This is a genomic window from Streptomyces sp. NPDC001204, from assembly GCF_053598035.1.
Window position 1 is genome coordinate 32,780 of sequence record NZ_JBSFJL010000041.1, and the last position, 24,861, is coordinate 57,640.

The 24,861-nt window shown below is 67.6% G+C and carries 24 protein-coding genes and 3 pseudogenes; 18 read left to right on the top strand and 9 right to left on the bottom strand.

Going from position 1 to position 24,861, the window contains the following annotated elements; genetic code table 11:
• Nucleotides 1-684 precede the first annotated feature (684 nt).
• The 5 genes from ACWC91_RS36560 to ACWC91_RS36580 all read right to left on the bottom strand — a co-directional run bounded on the left by ACWC91_RS36560 (nucleotide 685) and on the right by ACWC91_RS36580 (nucleotide 5,342).
• Nucleotides 685-1,407 carry a helix-turn-helix domain containing protein gene (locus ACWC91_RS36560; protein ID WP_281155323.1) on the bottom strand — a complete coding sequence of 241 codons (723 nt, stop codon included), beginning with the start codon at nucleotides 1,405-1,407 and terminating at the stop codon, nucleotides 685-687.
• Nucleotides 1,407-3,482 (bottom strand): hypothetical protein, encoded by a 2,076-nt coding sequence (locus ACWC91_RS36565; RefSeq protein WP_450640833.1) that lies wholly within the window; start codon nucleotides 3,480-3,482, stop codon nucleotides 1,407-1,409. Before ACWC91_RS36565 ends, ACWC91_RS36560 begins: the two co-directional genes overlap by 1 nt.
• 26 nt (nucleotides 3,483-3,508) lie before the next feature.
• Nucleotides 3,509-4,105 carry a DNA-binding protein gene (locus ACWC91_RS36570; RefSeq protein ID WP_281155321.1) on the bottom strand — a complete coding sequence of 199 codons (597 nt, stop codon included), beginning with the start codon at nucleotides 4,103-4,105 and terminating at the stop codon, nucleotides 3,509-3,511.
• Between the two features lie 261 nt (nucleotides 4,106-4,366).
• Nucleotides 4,367-4,972 carry a hypothetical protein gene (locus tag ACWC91_RS36575; RefSeq protein ID WP_281155320.1) on the bottom strand — a complete coding sequence of 202 codons (606 nt, stop codon included), beginning with the start codon at nucleotides 4,970-4,972 and terminating at the stop codon, nucleotides 4,367-4,369.
• Nucleotides 4,973-5,177: 205 nt separating this feature from the next.
• On the bottom strand, nucleotides 5,178-5,342 hold the full coding sequence (locus ACWC91_RS36580) for a hypothetical protein (RefSeq protein ID WP_281155319.1): 165 nt from the start codon (nucleotides 5,340-5,342) through the stop codon (nucleotides 5,178-5,180).
• Nucleotides 5,343-5,824: 482 nt separating this feature from the next.
• On the opposite strand from ACWC91_RS36580, the gene ACWC91_RS36585 reads away from it, so the two are divergent.
• The 5 genes from ACWC91_RS36585 to ACWC91_RS36605 all read left to right on the top strand — a co-directional run bounded on the left by ACWC91_RS36585 (nucleotide 5,825) and on the right by ACWC91_RS36605 (nucleotide 9,584).
• On the top strand, nucleotides 5,825-5,962 hold the full coding sequence (locus ACWC91_RS36585) for a hypothetical protein (protein ID WP_450640829.1): 138 nt from the start codon (nucleotides 5,825-5,827) through the stop codon (nucleotides 5,960-5,962).
• A gap of 76 nt (nucleotides 5,963-6,038) precedes the next feature.
• Nucleotides 6,039-7,073 carry a saccharopine dehydrogenase family protein gene (locus tag ACWC91_RS36590; protein WP_281155318.1) on the top strand — a complete coding sequence of 345 codons (1,035 nt, stop codon included), beginning with the start codon at nucleotides 6,039-6,041 and terminating at the stop codon, nucleotides 7,071-7,073.
• Nucleotides 7,074-7,505: 432 nt separating this feature from the next.
• Nucleotides 7,506-8,048 (top strand): DUF4232 domain-containing protein, encoded by a 543-nt coding sequence (locus ACWC91_RS36595; RefSeq protein WP_281155317.1) that lies wholly within the window; start codon nucleotides 7,506-7,508, stop codon nucleotides 8,046-8,048.
• A 523-nt stretch (nucleotides 8,049-8,571) separates the two neighbouring features.
• Nucleotides 8,572-8,925, top strand: coding sequence for a hypothetical protein (locus ACWC91_RS36600; RefSeq protein ID WP_281155316.1), 354 nt, complete (start codon nucleotides 8,572-8,574; stop codon nucleotides 8,923-8,925).
• A 437-nt stretch (nucleotides 8,926-9,362) separates the two neighbouring features.
• Nucleotides 9,363-9,584 (top strand): hypothetical protein, encoded by a 222-nt coding sequence (locus ACWC91_RS36605; RefSeq protein WP_281155315.1) that lies wholly within the window; start codon nucleotides 9,363-9,365, stop codon nucleotides 9,582-9,584.
• Nucleotides 9,585-9,620: 36 nt separating this feature from the next.
• Here the strand turns inward: ACWC91_RS36605 and ACWC91_RS36610 are convergent, their stop codons facing one another.
• Nucleotides 9,621-10,472 carry a LysR family transcriptional regulator gene (locus tag ACWC91_RS36610; protein ID WP_281155347.1) on the bottom strand — a complete coding sequence of 284 codons (852 nt, stop codon included), beginning with the start codon at nucleotides 10,470-10,472 and terminating at the stop codon, nucleotides 9,621-9,623.
• 82 nt (nucleotides 10,473-10,554) lie between these two features.
• On the opposite strand from ACWC91_RS36610, the gene ACWC91_RS36615 reads away from it, so the two are divergent.
• Nucleotides 10,555-10,704, top strand: a complete 150-nt coding sequence (locus ACWC91_RS36615; RefSeq protein WP_281155314.1) for a hypothetical protein — start codon at nucleotides 10,555-10,557, stop codon at nucleotides 10,702-10,704.
• 179 nt (nucleotides 10,705-10,883) lie between these two features.
• On the opposite strand, the pseudogene ACWC91_RS36620 reads toward ACWC91_RS36615, so the two are convergent.
• Nucleotides 10,884-11,233, bottom strand: a pseudogene (locus ACWC91_RS36620) (transposase); the annotation flags it as partial.
• A 566-nt stretch (nucleotides 11,234-11,799) separates the two neighbouring features.
• Between ACWC91_RS36620 and ACWC91_RS36625 the strand changes: the two are divergent.
• Complete coding sequence (locus ACWC91_RS36625) at nucleotides 11,800-12,573, top strand: MBL fold metallo-hydrolase (protein ID WP_450640827.1); 774 nt, start codon at nucleotides 11,800-11,802, stop codon at nucleotides 12,571-12,573.
• Nucleotides 12,574-12,782: 209 nt separating this feature from the next.
• Entirely contained in the window at nucleotides 12,783-12,983 is a 201-nt protein-coding gene (locus ACWC91_RS36630) for a hypothetical protein (protein ID WP_281155312.1), read from the top strand.
• A 711-nt stretch (nucleotides 12,984-13,694) separates the two neighbouring features.
• Here the strand turns inward: ACWC91_RS36630 and ACWC91_RS36635 are convergent.
• Nucleotides 13,695-17,780, bottom strand: coding sequence for a discoidin domain-containing protein (locus ACWC91_RS36635; protein WP_450640826.1), 4,086 nt, complete (start codon nucleotides 17,778-17,780; stop codon nucleotides 13,695-13,697).
• 435 nt (nucleotides 17,781-18,215) lie between these two features.
• On the opposite strand from ACWC91_RS36635, the gene ACWC91_RS36640 reads away from it, so the two are divergent.
• From ACWC91_RS36640 to ACWC91_RS36655, 4 genes are read left to right on the top strand one after another with little or no spacing between them, the layout of a single operon-like run.
• Nucleotides 18,216-18,413: a transposase gene (locus ACWC91_RS36640; RefSeq protein WP_281155346.1), complete on the top strand. Its 198-nt coding sequence runs from the start codon at nucleotides 18,216-18,218 to the stop codon at nucleotides 18,411-18,413.
• Nucleotides 18,414-18,419: 6 nt separating this feature from the next.
• Nucleotides 18,420-19,316: an IS982 family transposase gene (locus ACWC91_RS36645; RefSeq protein ID WP_450640825.1), complete on the top strand. Its 897-nt coding sequence runs from the start codon at nucleotides 18,420-18,422 to the stop codon at nucleotides 19,314-19,316.
• A 50-nt stretch (nucleotides 19,317-19,366) separates the two neighbouring features.
• The gene (locus ACWC91_RS36650) at nucleotides 19,367-20,143 is read left to right on the top strand and encodes a transposase (protein WP_281155309.1); all 777 of its coding nucleotides are present in this window, start codon (nucleotides 19,367-19,369) and stop codon (nucleotides 20,141-20,143) included.
• A 43-nt stretch (nucleotides 20,144-20,186) separates the two neighbouring features.
• Nucleotides 20,187-20,339, top strand: coding sequence for a hypothetical protein (locus tag ACWC91_RS36655; protein WP_281155308.1), 153 nt, complete (start codon nucleotides 20,187-20,189; stop codon nucleotides 20,337-20,339).
• 73 nt (nucleotides 20,340-20,412) lie between these two features.
• On the opposite strand, the gene ACWC91_RS36660 is transcribed toward ACWC91_RS36655, so the two are convergent.
• On the bottom strand, nucleotides 20,413-20,760 hold the full coding sequence (locus ACWC91_RS36660) for an SCO0607 family lipoprotein (protein ID WP_281155307.1): 348 nt from the start codon (nucleotides 20,758-20,760) through the stop codon (nucleotides 20,413-20,415).
• 260 nt (nucleotides 20,761-21,020) lie between these two features.
• Here ACWC91_RS36660 and ACWC91_RS36665 point away from each other — a divergent pair, with 260 nt between their 5' ends.
• From ACWC91_RS36665 to ACWC91_RS36690, 6 genes and pseudogenes are all read left to right on the top strand, one after another.
• Nucleotides 21,021-21,326, top strand: coding sequence for a hypothetical protein (locus ACWC91_RS36665; RefSeq protein WP_281155306.1), 306 nt, complete (start codon nucleotides 21,021-21,023; stop codon nucleotides 21,324-21,326).
• A gap of 73 nt (nucleotides 21,327-21,399) precedes the next feature.
• Complete coding sequence (locus ACWC91_RS36670) at nucleotides 21,400-21,699, top strand: transposase (RefSeq protein ID WP_450640823.1); 300 nt, start codon at nucleotides 21,400-21,402, stop codon at nucleotides 21,697-21,699.
• Nucleotides 21,700-22,289: 590 nt separating this feature from the next.
• On the top strand, nucleotides 22,290-22,763 hold the full coding sequence (locus tag ACWC91_RS36675; RefSeq protein ID WP_281155305.1) for a hypothetical protein: 474 nt from the start codon (nucleotides 22,290-22,292) through the stop codon (nucleotides 22,761-22,763).
• A 370-nt stretch (nucleotides 22,764-23,133) separates the two neighbouring features.
• Nucleotides 23,134-23,736 (top strand): annotated as a pseudogene (locus ACWC91_RS36680) (IS110 family transposase); the annotation flags it as partial.
• A 267-nt stretch (nucleotides 23,737-24,003) separates the two neighbouring features.
• Nucleotides 24,004-24,543: pseudogene (locus ACWC91_RS36685) on the top strand (IS3 family transposase); the annotation flags it as partial.
• Between the two features lie 52 nt (nucleotides 24,544-24,595).
• Nucleotides 24,596-24,817, top strand: a complete 222-nt coding sequence (locus tag ACWC91_RS36690) for an integrase core domain-containing protein (RefSeq protein WP_281155345.1) — start codon at nucleotides 24,596-24,598, stop codon at nucleotides 24,815-24,817.
• The last annotated feature ends 44 nt before the right edge of the window (nucleotides 24,818-24,861 follow it).

Consider the following 24,861-nt stretch of genomic DNA (forward strand, 5'->3'; position numbering starts at 1 on the left):
ACCGCCCCCTGACGGCGATCCCCGGCGATCCCCGGCGCCAGCGTCAACGTTCATCCACACCGGCGACTGCCCGGAAACCTCAGCCTCACCCTTCCAGGCATCGAGGCCACCACCTCCTTGACCGCCTCTCCGGCATCGCCGCCTCCACCGGCTCGGCCTGCAACACCGGAAGCGGCGAACCCTCCCACGTCCTTACCGCGATCGGACTCACTCGCGAGCAGGCCCGCGCAACCCTCCGGCTCAGCCTCGGCCGCACCACCACCGCCACCGACGTCGACCAGGCCGCCGACCTCATCACCCGAACCGCACAAAACCTGGCGCCGGTGCCCGCCAACGCGGCCCGACCCACCCGAACCGGTTGCCCCTGCGGAACGATCCTCCAGAATCCGCCGGGGCGGCCTCGCCCCTCACCCGGGCGGCGGCCGCGGCGCGTGGACGACGCGTTTTCCTTAAACCAAGTGATCAGAGCGTTAAAGGAAAGTCCCTCCAGCCAGAGCGGCGCCGGGACAGTACTCTTGAGTCGAAAGCCCCGGTGGACCGCTGACCTCGGTCAAGTCGCCGGGGCTAAGCCATGTCCAGAACGAACGGCACCGACGCCGGGACCAGGATCGCTCAGCGCTGGTCCTTGGCGCGCGTGCGGCGGCAAGGTCGCCCGCTACAGTCCGCGCGCCGCTGCCGAGTAGGTCAGCGTGCGCGCCAGGTGCGGACTTCGAGGTGACTGATCTGTGCGTCTGCACGGATGCGTCCGGTTTCCACGAGCCACTGGCGTACGGCGGCGGTCACGTCGCCGGCGGCGGCGTCGACGCGGCGGGCGAACTCGGCGGCATCAAAGCCGCCGGTGGGGCCGGAGCCATAGGAGCGTTCTTCGGTGTGGTCGGCGCGTTGGATGATGTTGCGGCGGATACCGGGTGAGTCGGTGCGGCTGCCGGAGGGGTGGAGGTAGCCGGTCTTGGCGAGGCGGACGGTGAAGGCCAGGCGCAGGCCGCGCCGGGCGGCTTCGGCGATCAGGGGGCGCAGGCGGGTGGAGCCGGAGGCGATGGCCTGGACGCCGACGCGGCCGGCGCCGGTGCCGGTGGGGGTGATCAGGACGGCTTTGGTGCGCACCCGGGCGGGGGCGCCAGTCGCGGTCGTGCGGCGGTGGGTGTGGCGGGCGGCGATGGCGGCGAGTTCGGGCAGGTCGGTGATGCCTCCGACTTCGACGGCGGTGAGGACTTCGCGTAGGGCGGTGACGAAGGCGGCGCCTTTGTTCCGGGTGTAGAACTGCGAGACGAGGGAGGGGTCGCGGTTGATGATGCGGGCGATGTCACGTTTGGTGTAGCCGGCCTGTTGGAGGCGGTCGGCAAGGCGTGCCGCTTCGTTCAACCCTCTCTGGTTTCTCGGGCGGTTGCGGCGTCGACGGGGCGGCATCAGGCCTCCTGGCCGGTGGCGGTGAGGGCGGCGCGTCCGGCGTCTCGCAGGGTCAGGAGTTCTTCTTCGGTGGTGGGGGCGGGCAGAGGTCCGGTGAGCTGGCCTTTGAGGAGGTAGTCGCCGGGCTGGTGGTGGTGGGGCCAGTTCTGGGGCTGGGTGAGGTAGAGGGCGTCGGTGCGGAAGGCAACGACGGTGCCGGGCGGGATGTGCAGGGCGCCAGCGTAGATGTCGTCGTCGCGGTGGCGTTGGGTGAGCAGGGCGGCGCGGGCGCCGGACCAGATCGCGGCAGCCCATTCAGGGTGGGCGTTGGGGTCCAGGGCGAAGCCGGTGGGCTTTTGCCAGGTGATCAGTTCGTCGTCGAAGCCGATGATCTCGGCGTCCGCGGGCACGTCGCGTTCCAGAGTTCGGGGGGTGGTGCCGGTGACCATGCGGGGACGTTGAGCGAAGGAGCCGATGCCGTACAGGAGGATGGAGCGCACGGCGCGGGAGGCGAGGTGAGCGGCGCGGGCCTGCTGAGCGTCGCCCTGGAAGTGGGCCTGGGCGGAGAGGTTGGTCCAGGTCTCCTTGAGCTTCTTGGCCCAGTCGTCAAGGGGTTTGCCGTCGTCCCACAGAATGCCGTCGAGGATTTCGATCTTCCACGGCTGGAGGGGGTTGGTCAGGGCGGTGTGGATTTCTGGGCCGCCAACCCAGGTGGTGAACGTGGCGCCAGGTGCGGCTGGGTAGTGCCAGGCGCGGTCTCCGGGGGCAGGTGCTGGGAGGAGGCCGACATGGTTCCAAGTGTCGGGGACCGTCACACGCACCTGCCAGTGCCCGCACCCGTAGAGGGCGCGCATCTGCTCCTTGTCCGACCAGGCGGCGAAGGTGGCGGCAGTGATGCGGCGGGGGGTGCCGACCGGGGACTTCCAGGTGTGTTTGGCGTAGGCGAAGGTACGGTCGTACTCGACGAGCTGAGGCAGCTGCTCGGGCACGCGGGGCGGGGTGATCAGCTCGTTGCGGCCTTGTCCTGCGGTGGCGTGCAGCAGACCGCGCAGCTCCTGCGACAGGACGGGGAAGCCGTCGGCGTACTGGCCGCGCTGCGGGATGGTGCGGGTCCACAGGTCGCGGCCGGTCTGGGAGGGGGAACCCATGATGACCGCGTCGGGCCAGTGACGGCGCAGGGCCTGCCACAGCAGGACGAAGGCGTCCCGGATGGTGGCGGGGTCGTCGCCGTTGACGTCGAACCACTCTCCTACGGAACGGATCTCGATGTGCTGGTCGCCGTTGTCGCGCTGGTACCGGCCGACGGGGTTGCGGGCGTGGACGAAGTGTCCGGCCGTCCGGTCGCGGCCGCGGCCGGTGTCGGTGTGCCAGCCTGGCGTGGGGGCGTTCAGCCAGGCGGCGACCGCGTCGCGCAGGTAGGGGTAGCGGTCTGCGTTGCGGTGCCAGGGGTCGCCGGCCGTGATGTAGATCCGCTCTACGCCTTCGGGAATGGCGTGGAAGACGGCGGTGAGGATGTCGGCGGCCGACCTGCTGCCGAGGTCGAGGTGGTGGGTCTGGTTGCGGTGGACCAGGACGCCGGTGCTGGTGTCCAGGAAGACAGTGGAGCGGGCCTGCTGGGTGAAGTTGGGCCGGGTGGAGGCCAGACCAGGGGTGTGGGTGAACCAGGCATCGCCCGTCTCTCCTTCGGGGATGGACGGCAAGATTCCTGGCGCATCCGGTGCGGCGGTGACCGCTGGGGCAGGCTCAGGCGGCGTGGCGCGCCGTGCGGGCGCCACCGCTGCGGACTGCGCGGCCGGTCCGGGCTCGGCTTCAGTGGAGGGTGCGCCTGAAGCGTGAGCCGGGGGCGGCACTGGGGCGCTGGTCTCTTCGGTGAGGCTGTCTGGGGCCAGGGCAGGAGCGATGGCGACGACGTCGGCCACGCTCAGCCCGGCCGCCGGGGCGATCCGCTCCGCTTTGGCTTTCTCGTAGGAGGCCAGTTGGACGATCTGCTTGTCTCTGTCGGTTTCTAGCTTTGCCAGCGCCGCCTGGGTCTTTTTGATCTGGGCCCGCAGGGTGCGCAGGTCGGCGAGCGCGGTGTTGTAGCTCTGTGCGTCCATGGGGCTTCCTTGTCCGGGCCCGCGGTTCAGGCGGCGTTGCTTGTGGGGACGTAGGCGATGGCACCGCCCGAGTGGGAGGTAAGCCGGGTGCCCAGTAGGAGTTCGGCGAGGCGCCGGTCGGCGCTCGTGCTGGACGTGAGGGTGATCTGCGGGGTGGCGAGGTCCGTGACGTAGCCGGCCAGGTGTGCGTCGGGGAAGGCGTGCCGGCCGTCGCTGTTCTTCTCCCAACGTTCCAAGCCGGTCAGGACGGCCACGACGTAGCCGGACAGGGTCACTGGTAGCACTCCCCCGGCCGCGACGCTGGCTGCGTCGCACCGCCACCAGCCGCGCAACGCCTTGAGGAGATCGTCGGGGCCGAGAGTTGCGGCGAAGCCGATCCAATCGCGATCCGGATCGTCGGCCGGTTGTGCTGTGTCCACCCTCAGGACGGCGATCTCATTGACGCTCAACTGGTTGAGGGCCGCGTGCTTACGAGTGCTGAGTGCCTGCACGACGGGAAGCGGGATCATGACGCGCACGCCGCGGCGGGACAGGCCTGGCAGGAGTTCGGCCTGAACGAGTCTACGGAAGGTAGTGATCGCGCATCCGAGCTCCCCTGCGGCCTGCCCGGTGGTCAGCAGCATGTCACCCACCCTATGAGCGAACTCTGATATCTGATTTGGCATGCAATGTAGTGCGGGACTGAAATGGAGTCAAACCGGGGGTGGGACTGTCGCAGGCCCTGCCCTCCTCAAGGGCCAAGGGACCCGCAGGCGAGTCAGTCAGTCATCCCTGCCGGGCGGCCTTCTCACCGATGCTCGCCACCTTCTGCCCCGCGCGGTAGTGGTGTTCTCAGTGCGAACCAGGAGCTGGCAGGTCGTCCTGGGCTTCTCGGAGCTGACCGGTCAGTTTCTCGTCGCGGGCTTGGGCCTGCTCCGGATCGCCCGCCGCCCGGACCCGGTGATAGCCACCGGGGTGCGCCAACTGCCCGCGCAGCACGTCGGCCGCCTCCCGTACCCGCGCCCACTCCTCCTCGTCCGCGCCCCCCTGACCGCGCCACCGGCGGACGCGTCCGCGGGCGGGCCGGCGGACAGCGGAGTCGTGGCAGCGGGTTCCGGGAGCTCGGCGGCCGGGGCGCAGCCGACCGTGTCCATCTTTCCGACCGGCACCGAGCCGTCCGGGTCGGCGACGGGCTCGTCGGCCGGAGCATCGGGCGGGCCGGAGTTGGGGAGGGCGTCGACCGCGGCCAGCAGGTCGACGGCCGCGGACTTCAGTCCCACCGCGACCGGGGCGCCCGGCAGACTCAGCAGGGCGTCCGCCGCACCCCGCAGGCACGACTCCGCGACCTCCGCCGGCCGCTCCAGCAGGGTGCCGGTCAGGATCCGGCGCGTGTCCAGAAGCAGGCCCAGCGCCCGTACGACCGGTGCGCCCTGCGCGGTCAGGGCCTCGGCCAGGACCTCGTCGACCACGGGCAGTTCGTCCTCACCGGCCGACGGCATCTCGTTGCTCACCGGTGCACCGTAGAGCCCGCGGGCCGGCACCCGGACCGGGAACCCAACAGCTCGGCCACCGGGTTGGAGTTGGCGCTGGTGGACGGGAGCGTGGACGAGGCGGGCGCAGCAGACCAGGGCGCGCGGCGGATCACTCCTCGTCGCGATCCTTGTAGAACTCGTGCGCCTCGTTGAGCAGCTCCGCCGCCGCCCGTGAACACCGCATCTATGCCTGTGCGTCACGGTGTGTGTATCCCGAGGCCCGGCGCATCATCAGCTCCGCTGCGACGAGGAGTTGGCTGGCCTCCAGGCTCAGCGACTTGCGGTGCGTCTCCATCTCGATGTCGAAGACCACGCCGTTGACTTCGTTCAGCGCCGCTTCCAGGCTCACGCTGTCACACTGGTCAGGGTCCGTCGCCGCCTCCGTGGCCTCCTGCACCCAGCTCGTCAGGTGTGTCAGGAGCACACGCCGGTACCCCTCCCCCTCGGCCTCTACCGGGTCCAGGAGCTCATCCGCCTGCATTGCGGCCCCTCCGAAGTCCTCGCCTTTCAGCCGCGGACGGCATCTTCGTGACGCCGAGTCATGCCGCCCAACGCCACAGAGTGCCACCGAGATACGCGAGGACGCGCTGCGCAAGGCGATTCCGGGACCGGGCGGACGACGCACACGGGTCCGGCAAAGTTCAGCGCGACGCCGAACCGGACCGCCGGCCCGGAGCGAGGCCGGCGCCGGGGCCGGCCACTACGGTGGCCAGGTGGACACCCCGAACGACCGGCACGCGCAGCCCGGCGCGCGAAGCCACCGAACTGGGGATCGATGTCCACGCCCGGTTCGGCTACACCGCCGCCCCAGGCAGTACCGACGACGCCCGCGTGCGTCACCTGACCCTCGCCCTGCCGCCCCGGCACACCGCCCGTCTCTTCCAAGCCGATTTGGCCAGCCGCCTCCAACCAGCCCGCCTCGCACTCGCCGACCACGATCTGCTCTGGCAACCCCTGGCCACCCGCTGAACCACTCACGAAGGTCGTCGTCGCCGACTCGGCTGAGCGGATCGCGGACGAGATCGTGCGGGAGCGCCCGCGAGTGATGGTGAACACGATGGGCGCCTTCGCCGCCACGGCACCGGTGATCGCCCGTGCCTGCATGCCCGGCGGCCACTACGTCGACCAGGCCAACGACGTGGTCGCCGTGGACCGGCTGCTCGCCCTGCACGACGAAGCGGTGCGGGCGGGCAGCACCCTGGTCACCGGCGCCGGATTCGGCGTGCTATCGACAGAGGCGGTGGTGGCGAAGCTGTGCGAAGAACAGCCCACGCCGCACCGGGTGCGGGTCGACGCCGTGGCCTCGGTGGCCGTCGAGGCGGGCGTACTCGGTTCCGCCTTGGCGGCCAGCATCGTGGACGTGCTCACCACCGGCGGACGACAATACGAGAACGGGCGGCTGATGACATCGCGCCTCGGCGCGGATCCGCAGCAACTCATCTTTCCGGACGGGGAGTCAGCGAAGACGGCAGGTGTCTCGTCCGGCGAGCTCGTCGCGGCGCATGCGGTGAGTGGAGCACCGTTCGTCACCGCCACTTCCGCTCTCGTGCCGGCCGCTCCACTGATGCGTGCCCTGCTCCCGCTGCTCGGCCGCCTGCTGTCCGTTCCGACGCTGCGACGCCTCACCGTCGACCGGCTCGGCCGGGTCCCGGTGAAAGCCGCGCCCCGTCCGCACAAGCACTCCCGGGGGCACGCCGTCGTCGAGTGGGCGGAAGGCACCCGGCACGAGGGATGGCTCCGCGCCGACGATGGCATGGACTTCACGGCCGACAGGCCTCGGCGAGTGCCCGCAACAACCGCCAGCGCGGGCACGGCGTGCCGGGGCAGACCCGGCACGCCGGGAGCCAGGCGCACCGCGCTTTGGCCAGGCCGACGCCCTGGCGACGGCGGGTCTGGGGGCCTGACAGGCCCTGGTGACCACCGCCCAGGCGACGTCCACCAGCGGGTACTGATCCACGCCGCGGCCGGCGGCGTCGGGTATCTGACTGTGCAAATCGTCACGGCGCGCGACGCCCAGGCGATCGTGACCGCACGCACCGACCAACACGCCTGCCTCGCGAGATGCGCGCCGCCGAAGTGATCGGCTACACGGCAGCGGACTCCAGCAAGGCGCTCCAGGACGCGTGAACATGGTCCTGGACCCGCTGGGCGCCGATTACAGTCCCCGCTTGCTCACCCTTCTGCCGCCAGGCCTGATCGATATTGAGGCGCATCGGCGACATCACCGCAGCAGCCCTCGCGATCTTCCACTTCGAGAAGGGCCGCACCGCCTGATGATCACCCAGAGCGACGAACTGTTGCTGTCAACAGCTCACTGGGTGGGACCTGCACGAATACCGGCACTCCGGACCCGCACCGCATGAGTTCTCGTACGCGGCCACAGTTGGGAGCCTGGCTGTCGGAAAAGGATCTCCGGCACACCGAACCTCCCCCAGGCATTGCACGTCTTCAGGTGCGTAGGCGCGCACTGACCTCGCGCGCCGATTCGTATGCGAGGGGAACCCGAAACTCCATGGAGAGCAAGCTGACCGCCGTGGCCCTTGCGGCCGTCGTCGTCGCCGGCACTGCCGCTACCGCCATCCCGGCCTCGGCCGCCCCCGCCAAGGCCAAGCCGACCCGCTGCCACACCACCGACCTGAAGGCCGGCTTCGCCATGGGGGATGACGCGAAGCCGGAGATGAAGCAGACCAAGAAGCAGACCCAGGCGTACATCTGGTTCACCAACCAGAGCAAGCGCACCTGCACCCTGTCCGGTTTCGCCGGTGTCGACATGATCGGCGCTCAGAAGACCGACGGCACCTGGGCGCTGGCGCGCTCCTCCAAGAAACCCGAAAAGATGACCCTGAAGCAGGGGGACACGGTGGACTTCAGCATCACCCTGCTCCCGGTGGCCAAGTCCACGCCGCAGAAGGAGAAGTTCGTTCCGGCGAAGTTCCTGGTCACCCCGCCGAACGAGACGGAGCACTTCACCCTGAAGTGGCCGTTTGGCGGCCAGATCCTCAAGCAGGACGGTGCCACCCACCCGGCCACCTACCTCAACCCGGTCGGGCTGTAACCAACTGGACAGCCTTTGAGCTGCCGCACGCCGTGTGGCAGGGGCTGATGGACGGGCAGCGCGAACACCTGGAACAGCTCGGCATCGTGCCCCTGCCCCGGGAGCCGGAGACGCCCGTGAAGCCCTCCAAGGCGGCTTCTGGCAACTTCGAGCGGGGCGTTGTGTTTGTGACAACTTCAATTGGCCCCGCTCCGCAATAAAGTTGGCCCCGCTCGCTGGCCCTGACCGGTCGCGTGGGGTGCGTCAACCTCACTCCGGCAAGTTGTTTTGGCCCCACCCCGAATGAGTGGGCGCGTAGTGGAAAGTTGGAGGGCCTGGCGGTCGTCGGGTTGGTCCTCGGCCCCAGGCCTTCCACTCGCCGCAGAGAGGATCGACCGTGACCTCGGACCACGACATGCTGTGGCGTCGCTGCGCGCTCCTGGGCCGTGTCCTGCTGCCGCTGGTGGACCAGGTCCTATGACGGCAGGCTCGTCGCCACGAGGCACTGAGGGCCCGGGGCATCGGCACGGCGGCAGGCGAGCGAGTGATCGAGATCTTCGCGGCCCTGGCCGCCCACGCCGTCGCGCTCGACGCTTCCTTGTCCCCCGCAGAATTCGACGCTCTGCCTCTCAAGATCGTGGCCGACGCGGCAACTGGCAAGCGCGACTACGAACCGCTCGCCGGACTCCCGGACATCTTCGCCGACGACCGTGACGGACAGGCCGTTAACGTCTTCCGCCTGTACACCTACAAAGGCGGGCAGCACAGCCACCGACTCTTGCCGCTGAGCAGGAAACTGCGCTATGTGCTGAACGTCCTCGCCGAACGCTCGCCGACATCGTCCCCCACGTGCGAGGACGTCTTCCGCTGGGCAGCCGAGGCCGAACTGCCGCAGTGATCACAGGCATCAGACAAGCTGAGGCCGCGCTCCCGGCCACGGGACACACCCTGTCGGGATCGGGCAGACAGCGCAGGCCATTCACTCGGACGAGGGCATGTCGCCTCAGAAGCCTTCCGCTTACCGCTCGGCGGGGCTTGATCAGTCGAACAGGGTTCCTGTTGGGGTGATCTGGCGGTGGTCGGGGCATAAAAGAGCTTTTTCCCTTGCGGGGGTGTTTGGTAACTGGCGTGACGCCAGGCCAGCTAGGGCGGGCCGTGCCGCCATGTGAGGATCCGCCTGTGGAGTGTGATGTGTGTGAGCGGGCGATGTGGCGGTGGCCCGTGCCGCCGACGGCAGCGGCAGCGGAGATCTGGTCCTGCTCCTGGTGCCATGCCGCCACCCATGTGGGAGGCGAGTGATTCGAAGTCTCGCGACCGCCCTACCTGCCCATGGAGATGCGCTGGGACAAGGCCGTTGCGAAGGACCTTCCTGCTGGTGTCTCCCATGCCTTCGGCATCTTCGACAGGACGCTGTGCGGTGTTCAGAGAGCCGGAATGTCGCCGTCCGGCCATTGGTGGCAGCCGGAACGGGAGGACGCCTGTGCCACCTGCCGGGAAGCGGCGGGTGTCATCGATGACCGCTGGCTGCTGGTCGAGTCGTGGACGGTGCCGTCGTAGAGCACGGTGGTGACATCGCAGCTGGCTGCGAGGCGCTCAGTCGCGGTAGGCAGCCCTCGCGAGCTGGAGGAACGAGCAGATCAGCGGGTTGGTGTCGCCTTTGTTCGCCGCGACCACCACGCGGCTCGGCGCCATGTCGGTCAGCGGTACCACGGCCAGTTCCTCGGGCAGGTCGTGCCCGAGCGGTGCCATTCCGACCGTGCCGTTCCAGAGCACGGCCTGCAGGCACTCCTGAACAACGTGCACCACCGGGCCCTCGCGCGGCTCGCCGCCGTTCCAGTACGACCGCCAGATGGGGTCGGTGCCATCCGGGAACTGGAACCAGTGCCGGTCGGCCAGGTCTGCCAGCCGAAGGTGGTCGCGGCGGGCCAGCGCGTCGTCGGCGCGTAGCACCGCCCCCACGGTCTCGGCCCGCAGTTCGTGCACCGTCAGGCCGGTCTCGTCGAACGGTGCGCGGGTTAGGGCGATGTCGACCAGTCCGGCGCGCAGCCCACAGGTCGGATCGGTCAGATCGGTGTCGCGGATCCGGATCTCGACGCCCGGGTGCTTTTGACGGTACGCGGCGGCCAGCCGGGCGGCGCGTCGGTCGGTGCTGTCGCCGAGGATGCCAACGGTGAGGGTCGTGGCGCCGGCCGCCGCAGCCACGCGGATGCGTACCCGGTCAGCCCGGTCGAGCAGGGTGCGCGCCTCGTTCAGCAGCATCGCCCCGGCGGGGGTGAGGGTGACCCCTGCGGCGGAACGGTGCAGCAGAGGGGTACCGAGGCCGGTCTCCAGTTGCTTGATCGCCCGGCTCAGCGGGGGCTGGGTCATGTGCAGCCGGGCGGCGGCCCGGCCGAAATGGAGTTCCTCGGCGACGGTCATGAAATAGCGCAGCGTGCGTAGCTCCATGACAGGCGAGGATACCTGTAAGGTATCGATGCCACCCAGTCGGTCCTGGACGGCCGGGGCGCAGCGGCGGTGGAATCGCAGCATGACGGACGAGCTGATTTCCGACCCGGCCGTGCGGGTCGCAGATGTCCAGGAGATCGCCCCCGACTTGCTGGTGATCCCGAACCACCGGGTCCATCTGGTACCCAACATCGGCATCGTCGGCGGTACTCAGGCCGTACCCGTCGTCTAGACGGGCATCGGCACCTCCAACGTCGAGCAGGTCCTCGCTTTCGCGGCCGTCCAGCCCCTCAACCAGTGCCCAGGCTCCGCCCGCTGCTCATCCGCACCCATGGGTTGATGTACGTCATCCACACGACCGTCACGCTTGTCACCGGAGCAAAACAAGGGACTCGGGCGGGAAGCCGCCCAGTTCTCGATCTGCCTGGCCGTGCCGGTGTACTGGCGTTGGATACCGGCGGTGTGCGTGCCCCTTCTTTACGTCCCCGGTCTCGTCGACAACCAGCACCGCATCCACGTTGCGGAGGTACTCGACGACATATGCGCGCACGTCGTCACGGACAGCATCAGCATCCCAGACGGCCCGGCACAGCAGATGCTGCATGCCATGCGGACTGGCGTCCCCAGCCCACTCCGTGATCGTCCAGCAGTTCTTCCACGGGAAGGTCCGACAGCAGCCCGAGCGCCAGCCGCCCGGCCCGGCACCGGGACTCAACCTGCTTGCAACGGTCCGCGATCCGCCCCCTCGATCGCCTCCCGATGCCGGTGTACTGGCGTTGCACCCCGACACTCGCCAGCAGGTGCCAAGAGCTCGGCGGTGTTCCCGCAGACGAGCGGCGAGGAAGCGGAGGGCAGAGCTGGACACGTCGACGCCGGACGGGTAAACAAGGACGCGAAGCCTCTGATGGAGACGGTTCTCTTGGTCGAAAACCCACCTACCAGAGGCTTCACCTGTCTGTCAGGCCAACTGCCCAGCTGGCGTCGCAGGTTGGCTCCGGCGTTGGCACAACACCCGCGAGGAACGTGCGCCCCGCTGTTCGAGCGGTGAGCGACGGTGTCCACCACGCCATGCTCGTCATCGCTCACCCGCACAACCTCACCCTCGCCGGATGACGAGCAAACGAACAGGTCAGCCAGCATGCCCCAAAGCGTTTACGGGACGCCGCCCAATACCTGTGTGGCAGGGTCGATACCCCTGGGGTATCGACCCTGCCACACAGGTATTGGACACCCGGGTTGGCGGTGACGGACCATAACCCACATGTCACCTCTTCCCATTCCTTCCGCTTGGGCAGGGCCTCTTCCTGAGGCTGCGCCACCGTCTGACATGGCTATCTACCAATTGCCGACAGGAACCTACGAAACAAGGTCAGCGTTCGCATTCAAGGGCGGGTCGTTCCGCGACAAGCGTCATTTCGCCGCGACAGCGATCCTGCTGCAACACCCGAAGGGTGATCTATTGATCGATGCAGGTTTCGGCTCTCAGGTTGCGGCGCATATTCAGTCTCTCCCGCGAATTGAGCGCGCTCCATACCAGGTGGTCAGCACCGCGAGCGAACAACTTGAGGCCAGCGGCTACGACCGCAGCAGGCTGCGTGGTGTACTGGTGACACATTCTCACTGGGATCACGTGAGCGGTATCGACGATCTTCAGATGCCTATCTGGATTAATGAGGATGAACTGCGATACGCGAGCGAAGATCGCGACGGAGAAGTGTTCCGCATTGTCTCCGCAGGCCACAAGATTCACCAATATGAATTCAACGGTCCACCCTACCTTGGCTTTTCAGCGAGCTTCGATGTGTATCGCGACGGCTCGGTGGTCATCGTTCCCGCCCGAGGTCACACAACTGGCTCCGTGATCATATTCGTCACTCTGCCTACCGGTAAGCGATACGCCTTCATCGGTGACCTGACCTGGCAACTCGATGGCATCCGTCGTCGCGTTGAGCGGCCGCTCTTGCTGCGTATCCTCGCCGACACTGATCCCAAACTAGTGCGCGAGGACCTGCTTCGCGTGATTGCGCTCGCGAACGTCATGCAAATCGTCCCTGCCCACGACGTTACGGCGTACCACGGGATCCCACAGCTATCCAACTGATCGACACCAGTCCCGGCGCGCCCGGCCGTTGAGCATCCCCGATGAACTGGACTAGCCGACAGCGTCCTCCCCCAGCAGTGCCACTATTCGGCGAGGACGGCACGCCGCCACGAGCAGTCTCAGGCCGGGATCAGGCACTGAGAAGACTTCCGCTTACCAACGCCAAGACCCGCCGCGCGTTCCTCGACCGCCGGCTCCAGGTCAAGCGGATGATCTCCGCCTGGGTGCGGCGGATCGAGCCGAGCGCCTCGGCGGACCGGGCCGATGACGTCGCAACCCTCGTCGTCGCCTTCGCCGACGGCGCGGCCGTCGGCTCGCAGATCTACTCCGACTGGGACTCCGAGGAGTACGTCGACCTCATGTCCGGCGTGCTCACCTGCCTTCCGCCGGAGGACGCGGCCGCGGGCTGACCCGACCCGGCGGCCGGTCCGCCTCCGGATGCGGCTGTCGGTGGGACGTGGGACAGCGGAGGCATGAGCTCCCACACTGCTGTCCTGTCGTCCCGCCGCCGTACATCCTCGGGGAGTTGGGGCTCGTAGGCGGCGACCTGCACGTCCTCGCGCCGCTTCACCCGAGCCGCGAGCTGGACCGCTGCGGAGGGGCCAACGTAACCCGCCTCCCTGGAGCTACTCCCCTGGCCTGTAGACTCCCCGGGCAGCCGCTGTCCACCACGGTGCAGCGGCTGCGCACCACCCCCGACCACAGCCCCCAAAACCCCGGCCACTGGCCCGACCACAGCAGATCACAGCGTTGCGCTGCCAGTTGAGCCCTGCAACTGCTTCCGCGGATCCGGCCTCTGACCGATTCCGGTTAGGCCCATCAGCGCGCCCCGGCGGCGTGGACCGACTCGCGCCCAAGCCCGGCCCCGTAATCCTCGGCGGTGCAGCCGTCCCAGAAGCACCTCCCATCCAGGTCCGTGCGGTTGACCGGGTCCTGGGCCAACGTAGTCGTAGACGTTGGCGCTGCCCCCGGCGACGGGGTCGATGCTGAGGAAATCCGGAGGTCGTCCGGGAACGGGTTGGCCAAACCGACCAGACCATCTCTGCGGAGCAGCCCTGACCGGGGATTTGCATCGTGCCCCGATTCCAACGTGATCGGCTGGAACCGGGGCACGGGGCTCTTTAGTCGCGCAGCGTCGTAACCGGGCTGTTGTATGCCTCCGCCGTCAGTATCGGGTTCCGTGACGAGCAGGCCTTCGACGGCCAGGACAGACGGACGGTGCGGGATTCACCGGGCAGCAGCCACAGATAGTTGTCGCTGTACAGCGTCGGCAGCACCCGGCGGCCGTGGGCTTCTTCCAGCAGTGACAGCCGGACCATGGCGGCCACCGCCGAGCCCTGGTTGCGGACGGTTGCTGTCAGCTCGTGGCGGTCCCCGGAGCGTGAAACCTTGGTGATCGCGCCGGTCAGTTTCACTTGCTTCGCCTTGTTCAGGGCCTGCAGGGCCGAGGTGTTGCGGTAGCGCCAGTAGGTGTTGCGTGACAGCTCTTTGCCCTGGGCATCCTCCAGGGTGAGTAGCAGCAGATGCAGGTCCGGAAGGTCGTTCGTCCATTCCGTGGTGAAGGCCATCGCGGTGTCTGCCCGTGCGACGTCCACCCGGGCCGTCTTGTTGCTACCGAGTTGCCGGCCGGACAGGTCGAGCAGCCGGGCTGTGACAGTGGCGCCGCGCAGGTCGGCCGAGGTGTGGTTCACGGCGATGACTTGCCACTTCACGGGATCGGCCTGCACGTGCAGCGGCTCGCAGGCCGAACGGGCACCGTAATAGGTGCCGTTGACGTCGAAGTCGTAGTCGTACGTCTGCCAGACTGTACTGTGCCAGGCCGGATGGGACATCCACAGCATCAGGCCGGACGCGTTGTCCCAGAGGTTAGCGTTCCACGCCTCGAACATAGCGCGGGTGTTCTCGTAGTTGACGAACTGCGCCTTTCGGGTGAAGTCGTCCAGGTTGCCCGCCTCTCCGAGGCGCGCTTCGATGGCTGCTTTGTAGGTCTGCGGTGCCTGGTTCCCGCGCTCGCTCCAGTCGTGGTAGTACCACGCGCCCTTGATCGGCCATTCCGGCTCGTCGCCCGTCATGTTGCGGGTGCTCGCCGCGGTGGAGACGACGGGCATGCCGATCTCGGTGTGGAAGCCGAAGTCCTTGCTGCCGTAGGTCATGCGGTCGAAGTACTTCTCCGGCTCCACCCAACCGTAGGGACCGCCGCCCGTGATGATGCCGCCCGCCGAGTTGTTCTGGTAGAGCAGGCCGGGCACCTGCTGTTCCACCGCCTCGCGCATCCCCTTGTCGATGGAAGCTGGGGGGTTGCCCTCGTTGGCGCCGCACCAGACCACCACGCAGGGGTGGATGCGGTAGCGCAGTACGGTGTCACGGGCGAGGGAGTTGAAGGCCTCGTGGTCCGGCGGGTCCATGCCCCACGCATTGGGGAAGTCGTTCCACACCAGGATGCCGTGCCGATCGCAGGCGGCGAAGAACTCCTCCCGGTCGCTGCTGCCGACCCAGTTGCGGATCATGGTGAAGTTCATGTCGCGGTGCATGCGCACCGCAGCGTCCATGCGCTCCGCCGGCATCCGGCGCAGCAGTTCGTCCCAGCCCCAGTTGCCGCCGCGGGCCAGTACACGCACTCCGTTGACACTGATCTTCAGAGGGTCCGGCGTGTTGGACACCGGCTTGACGTCGGTCCATTTCTCACCGTCGTCGGACACCTGGATGACGTACGTCTTGGGGTATGCCGCTTCCCAGACGACGGCGACGCGGTCGAACTTCCGCGAGGAGCCAAGGTCCACCTGGATCCACTGGTAGTCCTCGTAGTCGGAGGACCAGCGGGTCTTCGGGTCGCCGTCGGTGGCATGCGACGCCGGGTGGTCGGGGTCCTCGGTGGAGGCCGTGGCCTTCCGCCGCAGGGCGAGGTCAGTTCCCGGTTCACTGCGGTCGACGACGCTAATAGACCACAGCGAGTTGCCCCAGCTGGTATTACGCAGGCCACAGTTGAGGCGGACGTAGCGTGCGGTCTGCTGGTCGAAGTCCTCGACTTGGAGGCTGGCGTTTCCGTTGTTGAACGGCAACGGCACGGCCCCGTTGTCCACCGACTTCACGTCGGTCCAGTCGGATCCGTTCGCGGAGACCTGGACCACGAAGGTCTTCGCGTACGCCTGCTCCCAGGTGAGGTCGACTCGGTCGAAAGACTGGGTGGAGCCCAGGTCGACACGGATCCACTGGTCATCCTGGTGGGCAGAGGACCAGCGGGTGCCGTCGTCGCCATCAGTGGCGTTGGCTGCGCCGTTGCTGTCCTGGTCGGTGCTGGAGGCCTCGGCGGGGGCGTGCAGCGCGAGGTCGACGCCTGGTCGCGTGCTGTCCCCCACCGAGAGGGTCCACAGAGAGCTGCCCCAGGAGGTGGCCCGGGTCAGGCACCTGATGCGGACGTACCTGGCCTGCTGCCGGTCGAAGGTCACGGTCTGCGTGTAGGCGTCGCCGGACGCGGTGAACGCCAGCGGCACCTCGTACTCGTAGCCGAACTGGCGGATGCCGAAGCGGGTGGCGCGCCGGTCGCTCTCCTGGCCGCCGACCGACGCGGTGAGCATGAGGTCGTGCAGATGGGGCTCGCCCAGGCCGTTCGGCCACCACAACTTGGGGTTGCGCAGCTTCAGCTGCCCGAAGGCATCGGGAGCGAAGACGACGTCGACACTCGCGCCGGCCTTCACGGTGACGCTCTTGGACGCCCGCACGCTGCCGAAGGTCGCTGTGACTGTCGTCTGGTGGTCGGCGGAGCCGGCGTTACGGACCGGTACGACCACGGTCACCTCGGCGACCGATACGTCCGGCAGGGCAGGAAGGACGGTGTCCACGCGCGGGTCGCCGATGACAACGTGCCCGGTCGATCTCAGCCGGACGTGGTTCCAGATGCCTGCCGCACGGTCGCGCACGGCAGGCATCCAGTCCCAGCCCGAGGACGCAAGATACGTCGGGGAGTTGAGGTTCATCTGCTGTGCGCCGGCATCCACCCAGGACTCGCCCTGCGGACCCTTGTCGCCCGGGCTGCCGGGGACCGGCATCGGCGTGATCTTCACCGCGAGCGCGTTCTCGCCGCTCGTCGCGAGCTGCTGGGTGACGTCGAACGCGGCGCGGGCGAACGGGTACGTCAGGTCGCCGGCCTGCTTACCGTTCAGCCACACGTCGGCCTTGTGATTGACTCCGTCGAACTCCAGCCACACGTGCCGGCCGGCGCCGGTGCGTAGGCCCTGCGGCAGTGCGAAGTCGCGTTTGTACCACCAGGAGTGGCGCGACAGAGCCTCCGGGATGTGCAGGTTGTTCAGGCCTGCTACCGGATCGGGCAGCTTGCCCTGGTCCACGAGCGAGCCGAGCACCGTGCCGGGAACGGTTGCGGGCAGCCAGCTGCTGGTGTCGACGGACGTCTTGGACAGACCGGCGCCGTCCGTGCCGGCCCAGTCGTCCATGGTGAGCCACCAGCCCGATTCCACGGGAACGGTCCCGTCGTCGGCGACCGTGAGCTTCGGCGCCTTTCCGTGATGAGAGTCCCAGTCGGTCCAGCCGGTGACTGAGGGGCGGTGGCCCTTGGCGGTGCCGTACACCTCGAAGCCATTGAGGCCGAGAGGCAGCGTGCTGGAACGCTTCTGGGAGGTCATGCGCACCCAGCGCGCCCGTCCCGGGCGCGGGATCTGGATGTTCACCACGCCGCCGCTGCCCGCCGTGGTGCGGTACACCGTGGTCCAGGACTTGTTGTCCACAGACGTCTCCACCATGAAGACTACCGAGTAGCTCGACTGGATCTCCTTGCCGGTGGTGCCGCTGTGGACGTTGCCAGTGGTGGGCGGCATATACACCGGGTCGGAGGCATCCGCCTCGAAGGTCAGGCAAATGTGGGTGACCTCGCAGGCTGCCTGGAGGTCGATGGCTATCCACTGAGGGTCACCGCCCTCAGCGCGCCATCCGCTGCCACTGACGCCTGGAGAGGAAAGGCGATCAACCACGAAAGAGCCGGGCGTGGCAGCGTAGGCCGTCGAGGAGACTGAGACAGGCCGGTAGAGCGCCAGCCCATCGGGGGCGGAGGGCTCAACTGGTGCGCCGATGGGGACGGCAGCAGCATTCGACACGGGAAGCACGGAACTGAGACCGAATCCGGCCAGCAGAGTGGCACCCGCGGTGACGATGGCCCGCCGCGACGCGTGACGCGACGGACCCGACTGATCTGTCATGTGTGTGACATCCCATCAAAAAAGCGCAAGCCGAACCGGCTCCGCACGCCCTGGCGTCGAACCCGGATGACAACGTTGCCAAAGGCTGTGTTGCTCCAGCGTTTTCTGTCAACCCCTGATGCGGGGATCGATACGTGACCTCTCCCCGCGTCACCGGATGAACTCTCGCGATGCGTTGCCGTAGCGAATATCTCTAACTCAGTTTGCGACCGTTAGACCTCAGGCAAATCGAGGCGGTCTACCCGGTAATCGGTGCAGATGAGAACGATTGGCACGCTCTTCGCGAGTCGCATTCCCGTCATGCCGGTTTTCATCGGAGCCGGGCATCGCTGAGCGTATGACGCGGCGCATCCTTGGGAACGATCGAGAAGGCGGCCGCGGCAGCACCCAGGGCCAGGGGGACGTTGACGAAGAAGACGGACTCCCAGCCGCGACCTGCAAGTTCGCGTCCGGACCGAGCAGCAGACGCCCGACTGGCAAGCCCGCTATGCGGTCCGCTCCGGCGTAGAGGGCACCGTCAACAAGTTCGCCTGCGGGCGCGGCATGCGCCGCTGCCGCTACCGGAGGCAGCCGAAGGCCCACCTAGACGAGTCTGTCCAAATGGCTGCGGGCGCGAAGAGAGGGTGTCCATGATCGTTTGTGACGACGAACCTGAACACCCTCGTGACCGCACTGTACGTGAAGATCGATGACGAGTGGGCTGACTTGGCACGGCTGCCCGGACGGCCGCCGAAGCTCAGTCACTCGGAGTTGCTGTGCCTGGCGGTCATGCAGGCGATGCTGGGCTTCCACTGCGAGGCCCGGTGGCTGCGGCACGTGCAGGCGCACTACCGGGACATGTTCCCGTTCATCCCGCAGGACTCCGGCTACAACAAGCGGCTGCGGGCAGCGCTTCCCCAGGTCAAGCGTGTCATCCGGTTGATGGCGAAGGACACGGACTACTGGCACGACACCGTGTGGATCACCGACTCAACCCCGGTGCCGTGCGGCATGTCCCGCCCCACGGTCAAACGGTCCGAGTTGGCGGGCTGGGCCAACTACGGCTACTGCGCGTCGCATTCACGCTTCTTCTGGGGGCTGCGGCTGTACCTGGTGTGCACCCCTGCTGGGGTGCCCATCCTGTGGGCGCTGGCCGACCCGAAACTCGGCGAGCGCGAGGTCCTTGCCTCGATGCTGGAGGTCGACGCCGACCTGGTCCGGAAGCGGCTGGGCATACTGCTCATCAGCGACAAGGGATTCGCGTCCAAGGCATTCGAGCGGTCACTGTCCGAACAGGGCATCACTCTGCTGCGGCCGTCCCGCAAGAAGAAAGTCATGCGGGCCGGCGAGCCGATGCTCAAGAAGGTCCGCCAGCTCATCGAGTCGGTCAACGACACCCTCAAAGGCCAGCTCGACCTGGAACAACACGGCGCACGCACCGTCGAGGGCGTCGCGATCCGGGTCGCCCAGCGCGTCCTGGCCCTGGCTGCCGCGATCTGGCACAACTTCCAGACCGGTCAGGCGGTCAGCCGCTCACTGACCGCCTATGACCACTGACCGTATTCGGACAGACTCGTCTAGAGGTTGTCCCGTAGGCGGTTGGTGCGTTGGCTGGGCATGGGTGGGTGATCTCAGCAGATGATCCGAAGTGGATCGAGCCGTTCTCTGGACTGACCGAGTCGCAGTTCGCCAGGTTGGTGGCGTTGGTGCGGCGTAGGGGCGGTGACGTGCAGCGGGGCTGGCCGTGGCGGCTGCCGCTGGAGGACCGGGTGTTGCTGGTGGCGACGTACTGGCGCACGAACCTCACATTGCGGCAGGTGGCGCCGTTGTTCGGAGTCTCGAAGTCGGCGGCCGACCGCATCCTCGATCACCTCGCACCGCTGCTGGCCATCTCGCCGGCCCGTCGACCGCGCAAGGACACCGTCTACATCGTGGACGGCACCCTGGTGCCTACCCGCGACCGCAGCATCGCCGCCTCGAGCAAGAACTACCGCTACTCGACCAACCTTCAGGTCGTCATCGACGCCAACAGCCGCCTGGTGGTGGCGATCGGCTTGCCGTTGCCCGGCAGCCGCAACGACTGCCGGGCGTTCACGGAGTCCGGCGTCGATCGCGCCTGCCGCGGCGCACCGACCATCGCCGATGGCGGCTACCAGGGAACCGGCCTGCTCATCCCGCACCGCAAACGACGAGGTCAGACGCACCTCAGTCCTCACCAGGAAGCGGAGAACGCAGTCCACCGCCGGGCGCGAGCACGCGTGGAACACGCCCTGTCGCGGCTGAAGAACTGGAAGATCCTGCGCGACTGCCGGCTCAAGGGCAACGGGGTGCACCAGGCCATGCTTGGCATCGCTCGGCTCCACAACCTGGCCCTCAGCGGATAACCCACACCCCATACGGGACAACCTCTAGGGCTACCTAGAGCACGTGTTCACGGCCATCGCCGTGAACATCGAGCGCCTCAGTGGTCTGTCACCGGCCGACGAAGCACCCCAGCCCCGGCCACCGACCGCGTTCCAGGACTTCCTGGACGAGCGCGGTACCCCTCGCCTGAAGTCATGGCGAGCCGTCAGCGGCTGATCTCAAGAGCTTCTTGATCCCCGACAGAGTCAAGTTAGTGATCATTAAAGGATTTGTCACACCAGCGTGTAGTTCATTCCCCTTCGGGGGCATCGACGATCTCACCCTTGTCATTGACCGTGTGAGTGCGCCAGTAGACGTCCCACTTGTCGTCGACCTTCTGTGGCACCTTGCCCTCGGGGTAACGGGTGTAGCCATCGGGCGTCTTGTCGCCGTTCGGAACGCAGTCCGAGCCGGTTCCGCCCACGGTCATGACGGGGTATTCTCCGCCGCCACAGATGGAGTCCTCCAAGGACAAGCCGGCGCCGGAGCAGCCCGCGAGCGCCAGGATCGCGGCGGCCGCGGTAAGTGCGCCACCCACCGCGATACGAACACGGCGGTGCCTGGAGGCGGGACGCGGGCGGTTGGTCGAGGGGTTCATGGTCGTTATCTCCTGTCAGTCATGCAACCACCTCCTACTCTCAGGCCCCGGGGCCGGGGGAACATGAGTACCCCTACTCAGGTCGCTGCATAGCAGCTACTCAGTAGAGCTACTTCAGGCCAAACTTGGCCAGATTCTTGCGTCGCAGACCGACCTCACAGCCGCTCGCCGCCCGGTGCGGGCATCTCGCCCCATACGCCACCTGCCAGCGCACCACGCATTAGCAGGGCCATGGCGGGCGCGACGCGCGCTTGGTGGCGATGGCGAACGAGGTGGTCATCATCAGCACCGCCATGACCCGAGGCATCGCCGCGTGCGTGCAGCCTCAACGACATGCTCCGCAAGGGTCGCTGGTGCCCGCCAGGACCCCGCGGCGCGCCAGCGGTGGCGACGAGTCGCACCGGGAACTGATCTGTCAGGCCACGCTGCGCGACTTCGCTCGCCGCCTCTGCGATAACCCTCACGCGCACCTCGTCCAGGACGCCGAGGTCACTGTTCGCACGCACCGCAGCCAACTTGACCTCGCCGAATGCGTGGCGTCGGCGAGCCGGGTGGCGACGATCTAGGCTTGATCCGCTTTGACGGACATCAGAGATCAGAGGCTTCGCCCCCGGAAGGATGATGTCCATCATGGAGAGCATGGGGAAGAAGAAGCCGCGTCCTCGCCGCTCGTTCACGCCGGAGTTCAAGGCCGAGAACGTCGAGTTGTGTGAGCGCGGTGACCGCTCGATCGGTCAAGTCGCCAAGGACTTCGACCTGACCGAGACCGCGGTGCGCGACTGGGTGAAGCAGGCTGAGGTCGACTCGGGAGGGCGGGAGGGCCTGACCAGCGGTGAACGCGATGAACTGGCCCGGCTGAGCCGGGAGAACCGCCGGCTGCGGGAGGACGTGGAGATCCTCAAGCGTGCGACGGCTTTCTTCGCGTCAATGCCAAAGTGAGGGACACCGGCGGTCTGGCGGTGCCAGAGTGGCAGACTCCGGCGGGGTTGGCTCGATTCTTTGCTGCCCCGTTCACGGTGGCTTGTCCTGGATGTGCCGCCCCGCCAGGCCTGAGGTCCCCGCGAGTGGCCTGATAAGAGCGTGCCACGCGAGCCCGATTCGAGGCGTGCCCCGCGGCGGACCCGGATTCGATACCTTCCCCGTGTGCTGCGGAGGCATCTGCATGAATGTGGTCGGTATCGACGGTCACAAGAAGACCCACACGCTGGTTGTGGTCGATCCTGTGGGCCGACGCATAGCCCAGCTCACCGTGTCGGCACTACCGTTGGTCATGCGCGTTCCTGCGAGTGGATCGGGCAGTTCGGCCAGGTGCTGGTGGCCATCGAGGATTGCCGCCACTTGACCAGGCGTTTCGAGGCCGACCTACTGATGGCCGGGCATGCGGTGGTGCGCGTTCACACCCGGCTGATGGCGGGCGTTCGGCACGTGAGCGCGGGAAATCCGACCCGATCGACGCCGAAGCCGTTGCCCGGGTCGCGCTGCGCGAGCCAGACCTGCCACGGGCCTGCCTGGACGGGCCCGTCCGCGACGTGAAGCTGATCGTCGACCACCGTCGACGGCTTGTGCGACACCCCACGGCGACAGCCAACAAGCTCCGGTGGTTCCTGCACGAGATCGACCCCGAACTGCCCCTCCTCTCAGGTGGATTGCGGCGGCTGCGCGTCTTCGATGCCCTGGAGACCGCGCTCCGTGGCCGATCCGGCGTGATCGTTGAGATCACCCTCGACCTCATTGCCGAGTGCCGGCGCCTGACCGAGCAGATCAACGCCGTGGAGAAACGTCTTCGCCGCCTGGTGCAGCAGCTCGCACCGCATCTGATGGCCGTCCCGGGCTGCGGTGTGCTCGGCGCCGCAGCCATCCTGGGCGAGACGGCCGGGGCTGCACGGTTCAAGTCCAAGAATTGCCGCGTCTCTGACCGCGTTTACCAGGCCCTACTGGCCGATGAAGCTGCCGCCGCACTACACGAGCAACACTACACGGGCCCGATCAACATGGCGGCTTGACATAGGAGTCGACCGTTCACCTGCGGTGACGCCCCACGGGCGTGAAAATCGGTACAGGGGCTGTCCGCCGACGCCGCTTGATGTTTGGGCTGTGAGCCCGCATAGGAGTCTGGTGAGGGAGCCGTCCGAGGGGGCCGCACACTGTCGCCTTGAGCACGCCGATCAGCTTCTCCGTTACCCCTTTGGCTTCCCGGGCAGCCCCTGCCTGCACCAGCGCACCAGGGGGTATGTCATGGAGGAGTTGGGAGAAGACCACGACGATGGGACGGTCGCCAAGGTCGCGGCGATCGACATCGCGAAGGCGTCCGGGATGGTCTGCCTGCGCGTCCCGCACGACACCATCGAAGGCTGACGTGTTCAGAAGGTCTAGACGGTCGCCTCGACCACGAACACGATCCTCGAACTCGGCGACCGGCTTCTGTGCCAAGGCGTCGAGCGGATGGTCATGGAAGCGACAGGCTCGTACTGGCGCCCGTTCTTCTATCTGCTGGAGGCTCGCGGCCTGGACTGCTGGCTCGTCAACGCCCGTGACGTGAAGAACGTCCCCGGGCGCCCGAAGACGGACAAGCTGGACGCGGTCTGGCTGGCCAAGCTCGCCGAACGCGGCATGGTCTGCGCCTCATTCGTCCCACCGAAGCCGGTGCGGCAGCTGCGGGACTACACCCGAACCCGCACCGTGTTCGTCCAGGAACGCACCCGGCACAAGCACCGCGTCGACAAGGCCCTGCAGGACGCGCAGATCAAACTGTCCGGCGTCGTCTCGGACCTGTTCGGCATGTCCGGGCAGGGAAACCCCTGGCTCAAGGGCGCTCTCGGTTAGGCCGCCAACGCTGCCGCCCGCACCGACACCTTCCTCGGCGCCCGCTACCGGCGCATCGTCAAACGCCGCGGCCATGCCAAAGCTCTGGTCGCCGTCGCCCGCTCGATACTCGTCATCGCCTGGCACCTGATCAACGACCCGGACGCCTCCTACCAGGAGCTCGGTGCCGACTGGCACCGCCGACACCTCGATCCCGTCCGCAAAACTCGCGACCTCGTCCGCCAACTCCAGGCCCTCGGCCACCAAGTCGCCCTCAGCCCAGCATCACCTGACCGTTCCGTCTCACCGTCATCCGGGCCGCAAGCGGCCCGGATGCTGCCGCCTGCCCTCCCGCACATCGATTTTCCGATCAGCATCACGGAGAACCCGGTGAGCGTGCACCCGTTCATCGAGGCGTAGAAGCAGACAGGACACAGCGTCAAACGCGCCTGTGAACTGCTGAAGGTCTCCCGAGCCGCCTGCTACACCCGCCGCACCGCCACCCCCGGCCCGCGCGCGGTTCGCGACGCGGAGCTCACCGAAGTCCACGAGACCTCGCGCGGTGCTTATGGGGCCCCGCGCATCCACGCCATGTTGCGACGCGATGGGGAGCGGTGTGGTCGGCGCCGCATCGCGCAGCTGATGCGGCAGGCCGGACTGGCCGGCCGTCACCGTAGACGTCGCCACCGCACCACGATCCCGAACCCGCAGGCCGCCACCCGCCCCAACCCGGTTCTACGCGACTTCCGGCCCAACCCGGCCGCAACCAACACCCGATGGTGCGGCGACATCACCTACATCCCGACCGAGGAGGGCTGGCTCTACCTGGCCACCGTCATCGACATCGTCTCCCGCCGCGTAGTCGACTGGGCCACCGCCGACCACCTGCGGACCGAACTGGTCGCCGACGCGCTGCGGCCCGCCTGCCGCAGCCGCCGCCCGACCGGCGCGGTCGTGTTCCACTCGGATCGCGGCTGCCGGGCAGTACACCAGCCGAGAATTCGCCGATGCCGCCCGCGAGTTCGGTGTCCGTCTGTCGGTCGGCCGCACAGGCCAGTGCTGGCACAACGCGCTCGCCGAGTCCTTCTTCGCCACCATCAAGCGCGAAGTGCTCGGCGATCGGCCCTGGCCCAGCCGGGCAGCCGCCCACACCGCGATCTTTGAGTGGATTGAAAGCTGTTACAACTTGCGGAGGCTGCACAGCAGCCTTGGTTACCGCAATCCCGCCGGGTACGAAACCGTCCTCGCGGCCTGACCACCACGCCGATGGTGTCCGTCAAAGCGGAACAAGCTCAAGCA

Bases quoted from the DNA above. Each gene is read 5' to 3' on its own strand.
- ACWC91_RS36630 (WP_281155312.1), top strand. From the start codon at position 12,783: ATGATCTCCGCCTGGGTGCGGCGGATCGAGCCGAGCGCCTCGGCGGAC.
- ACWC91_RS36625 (WP_450640827.1), top strand. From the start codon at position 11,800: ATGGCTATCTACCAATTGCCGACAGGAACCTACGAAACAAGGTCAGCG.
- ACWC91_RS36665 (WP_281155306.1), top strand. From the start codon at position 21,021: ATGGCGAACGAGGTGGTCATCATCAGCACCGCCATGACCCGAGGCATC.
- ACWC91_RS36560 (WP_281155323.1), bottom strand. From the start codon at position 1,407: ATGCCGCCCCGTCGACGCCGCAACCGCCCGAGAAACCAGAGAGGGTTG.
- ACWC91_RS36615 (WP_281155314.1), top strand. From the start codon at position 10,555: ATGACGGACGAGCTGATTTCCGACCCGGCCGTGCGGGTCGCAGATGTC.
- ACWC91_RS36570 (WP_281155321.1), bottom strand. From the start codon at position 4,105: ATGCTGCTGACCACCGGGCAGGCCGCAGGGGAGCTCGGATGCGCGATC.
- ACWC91_RS36610 (WP_281155347.1), bottom strand. From the start codon at position 10,472: ATGGAGCTACGCACGCTGCGCTATTTCATGACCGTCGCCGAGGAACTC.
- ACWC91_RS36595 (WP_281155317.1), top strand. From the start codon at position 7,506: ATGGAGAGCAAGCTGACCGCCGTGGCCCTTGCGGCCGTCGTCGTCGCC.
- ACWC91_RS36565 (WP_450640833.1), bottom strand. From the start codon at position 3,482: ATGGACGCACAGAGCTACAACACCGCGCTCGCCGACCTGCGCACCCTG.
- ACWC91_RS36605 (WP_281155315.1), top strand. From the start codon at position 9,363: ATGCGCTGGGACAAGGCCGTTGCGAAGGACCTTCCTGCTGGTGTCTCC.
- ACWC91_RS36660 (WP_281155307.1), bottom strand. From the start codon at position 20,760: ATGAACCCCTCGACCAACCGCCCGCGTCCCGCCTCCAGGCACCGCCGT.
- ACWC91_RS36635 (WP_450640826.1), bottom strand. From the start codon at position 17,780: ATGACAGATCAGTCGGGTCCGTCGCGTCACGCGTCGCGGCGGGCCATC.
- ACWC91_RS36670 (WP_450640823.1), top strand. From the start codon at position 21,400: ATGGGGAAGAAGAAGCCGCGTCCTCGCCGCTCGTTCACGCCGGAGTTC.
- ACWC91_RS36590 (WP_281155318.1), top strand. From the start codon at position 6,039: ATGGTGAACACGATGGGCGCCTTCGCCGCCACGGCACCGGTGATCGCC.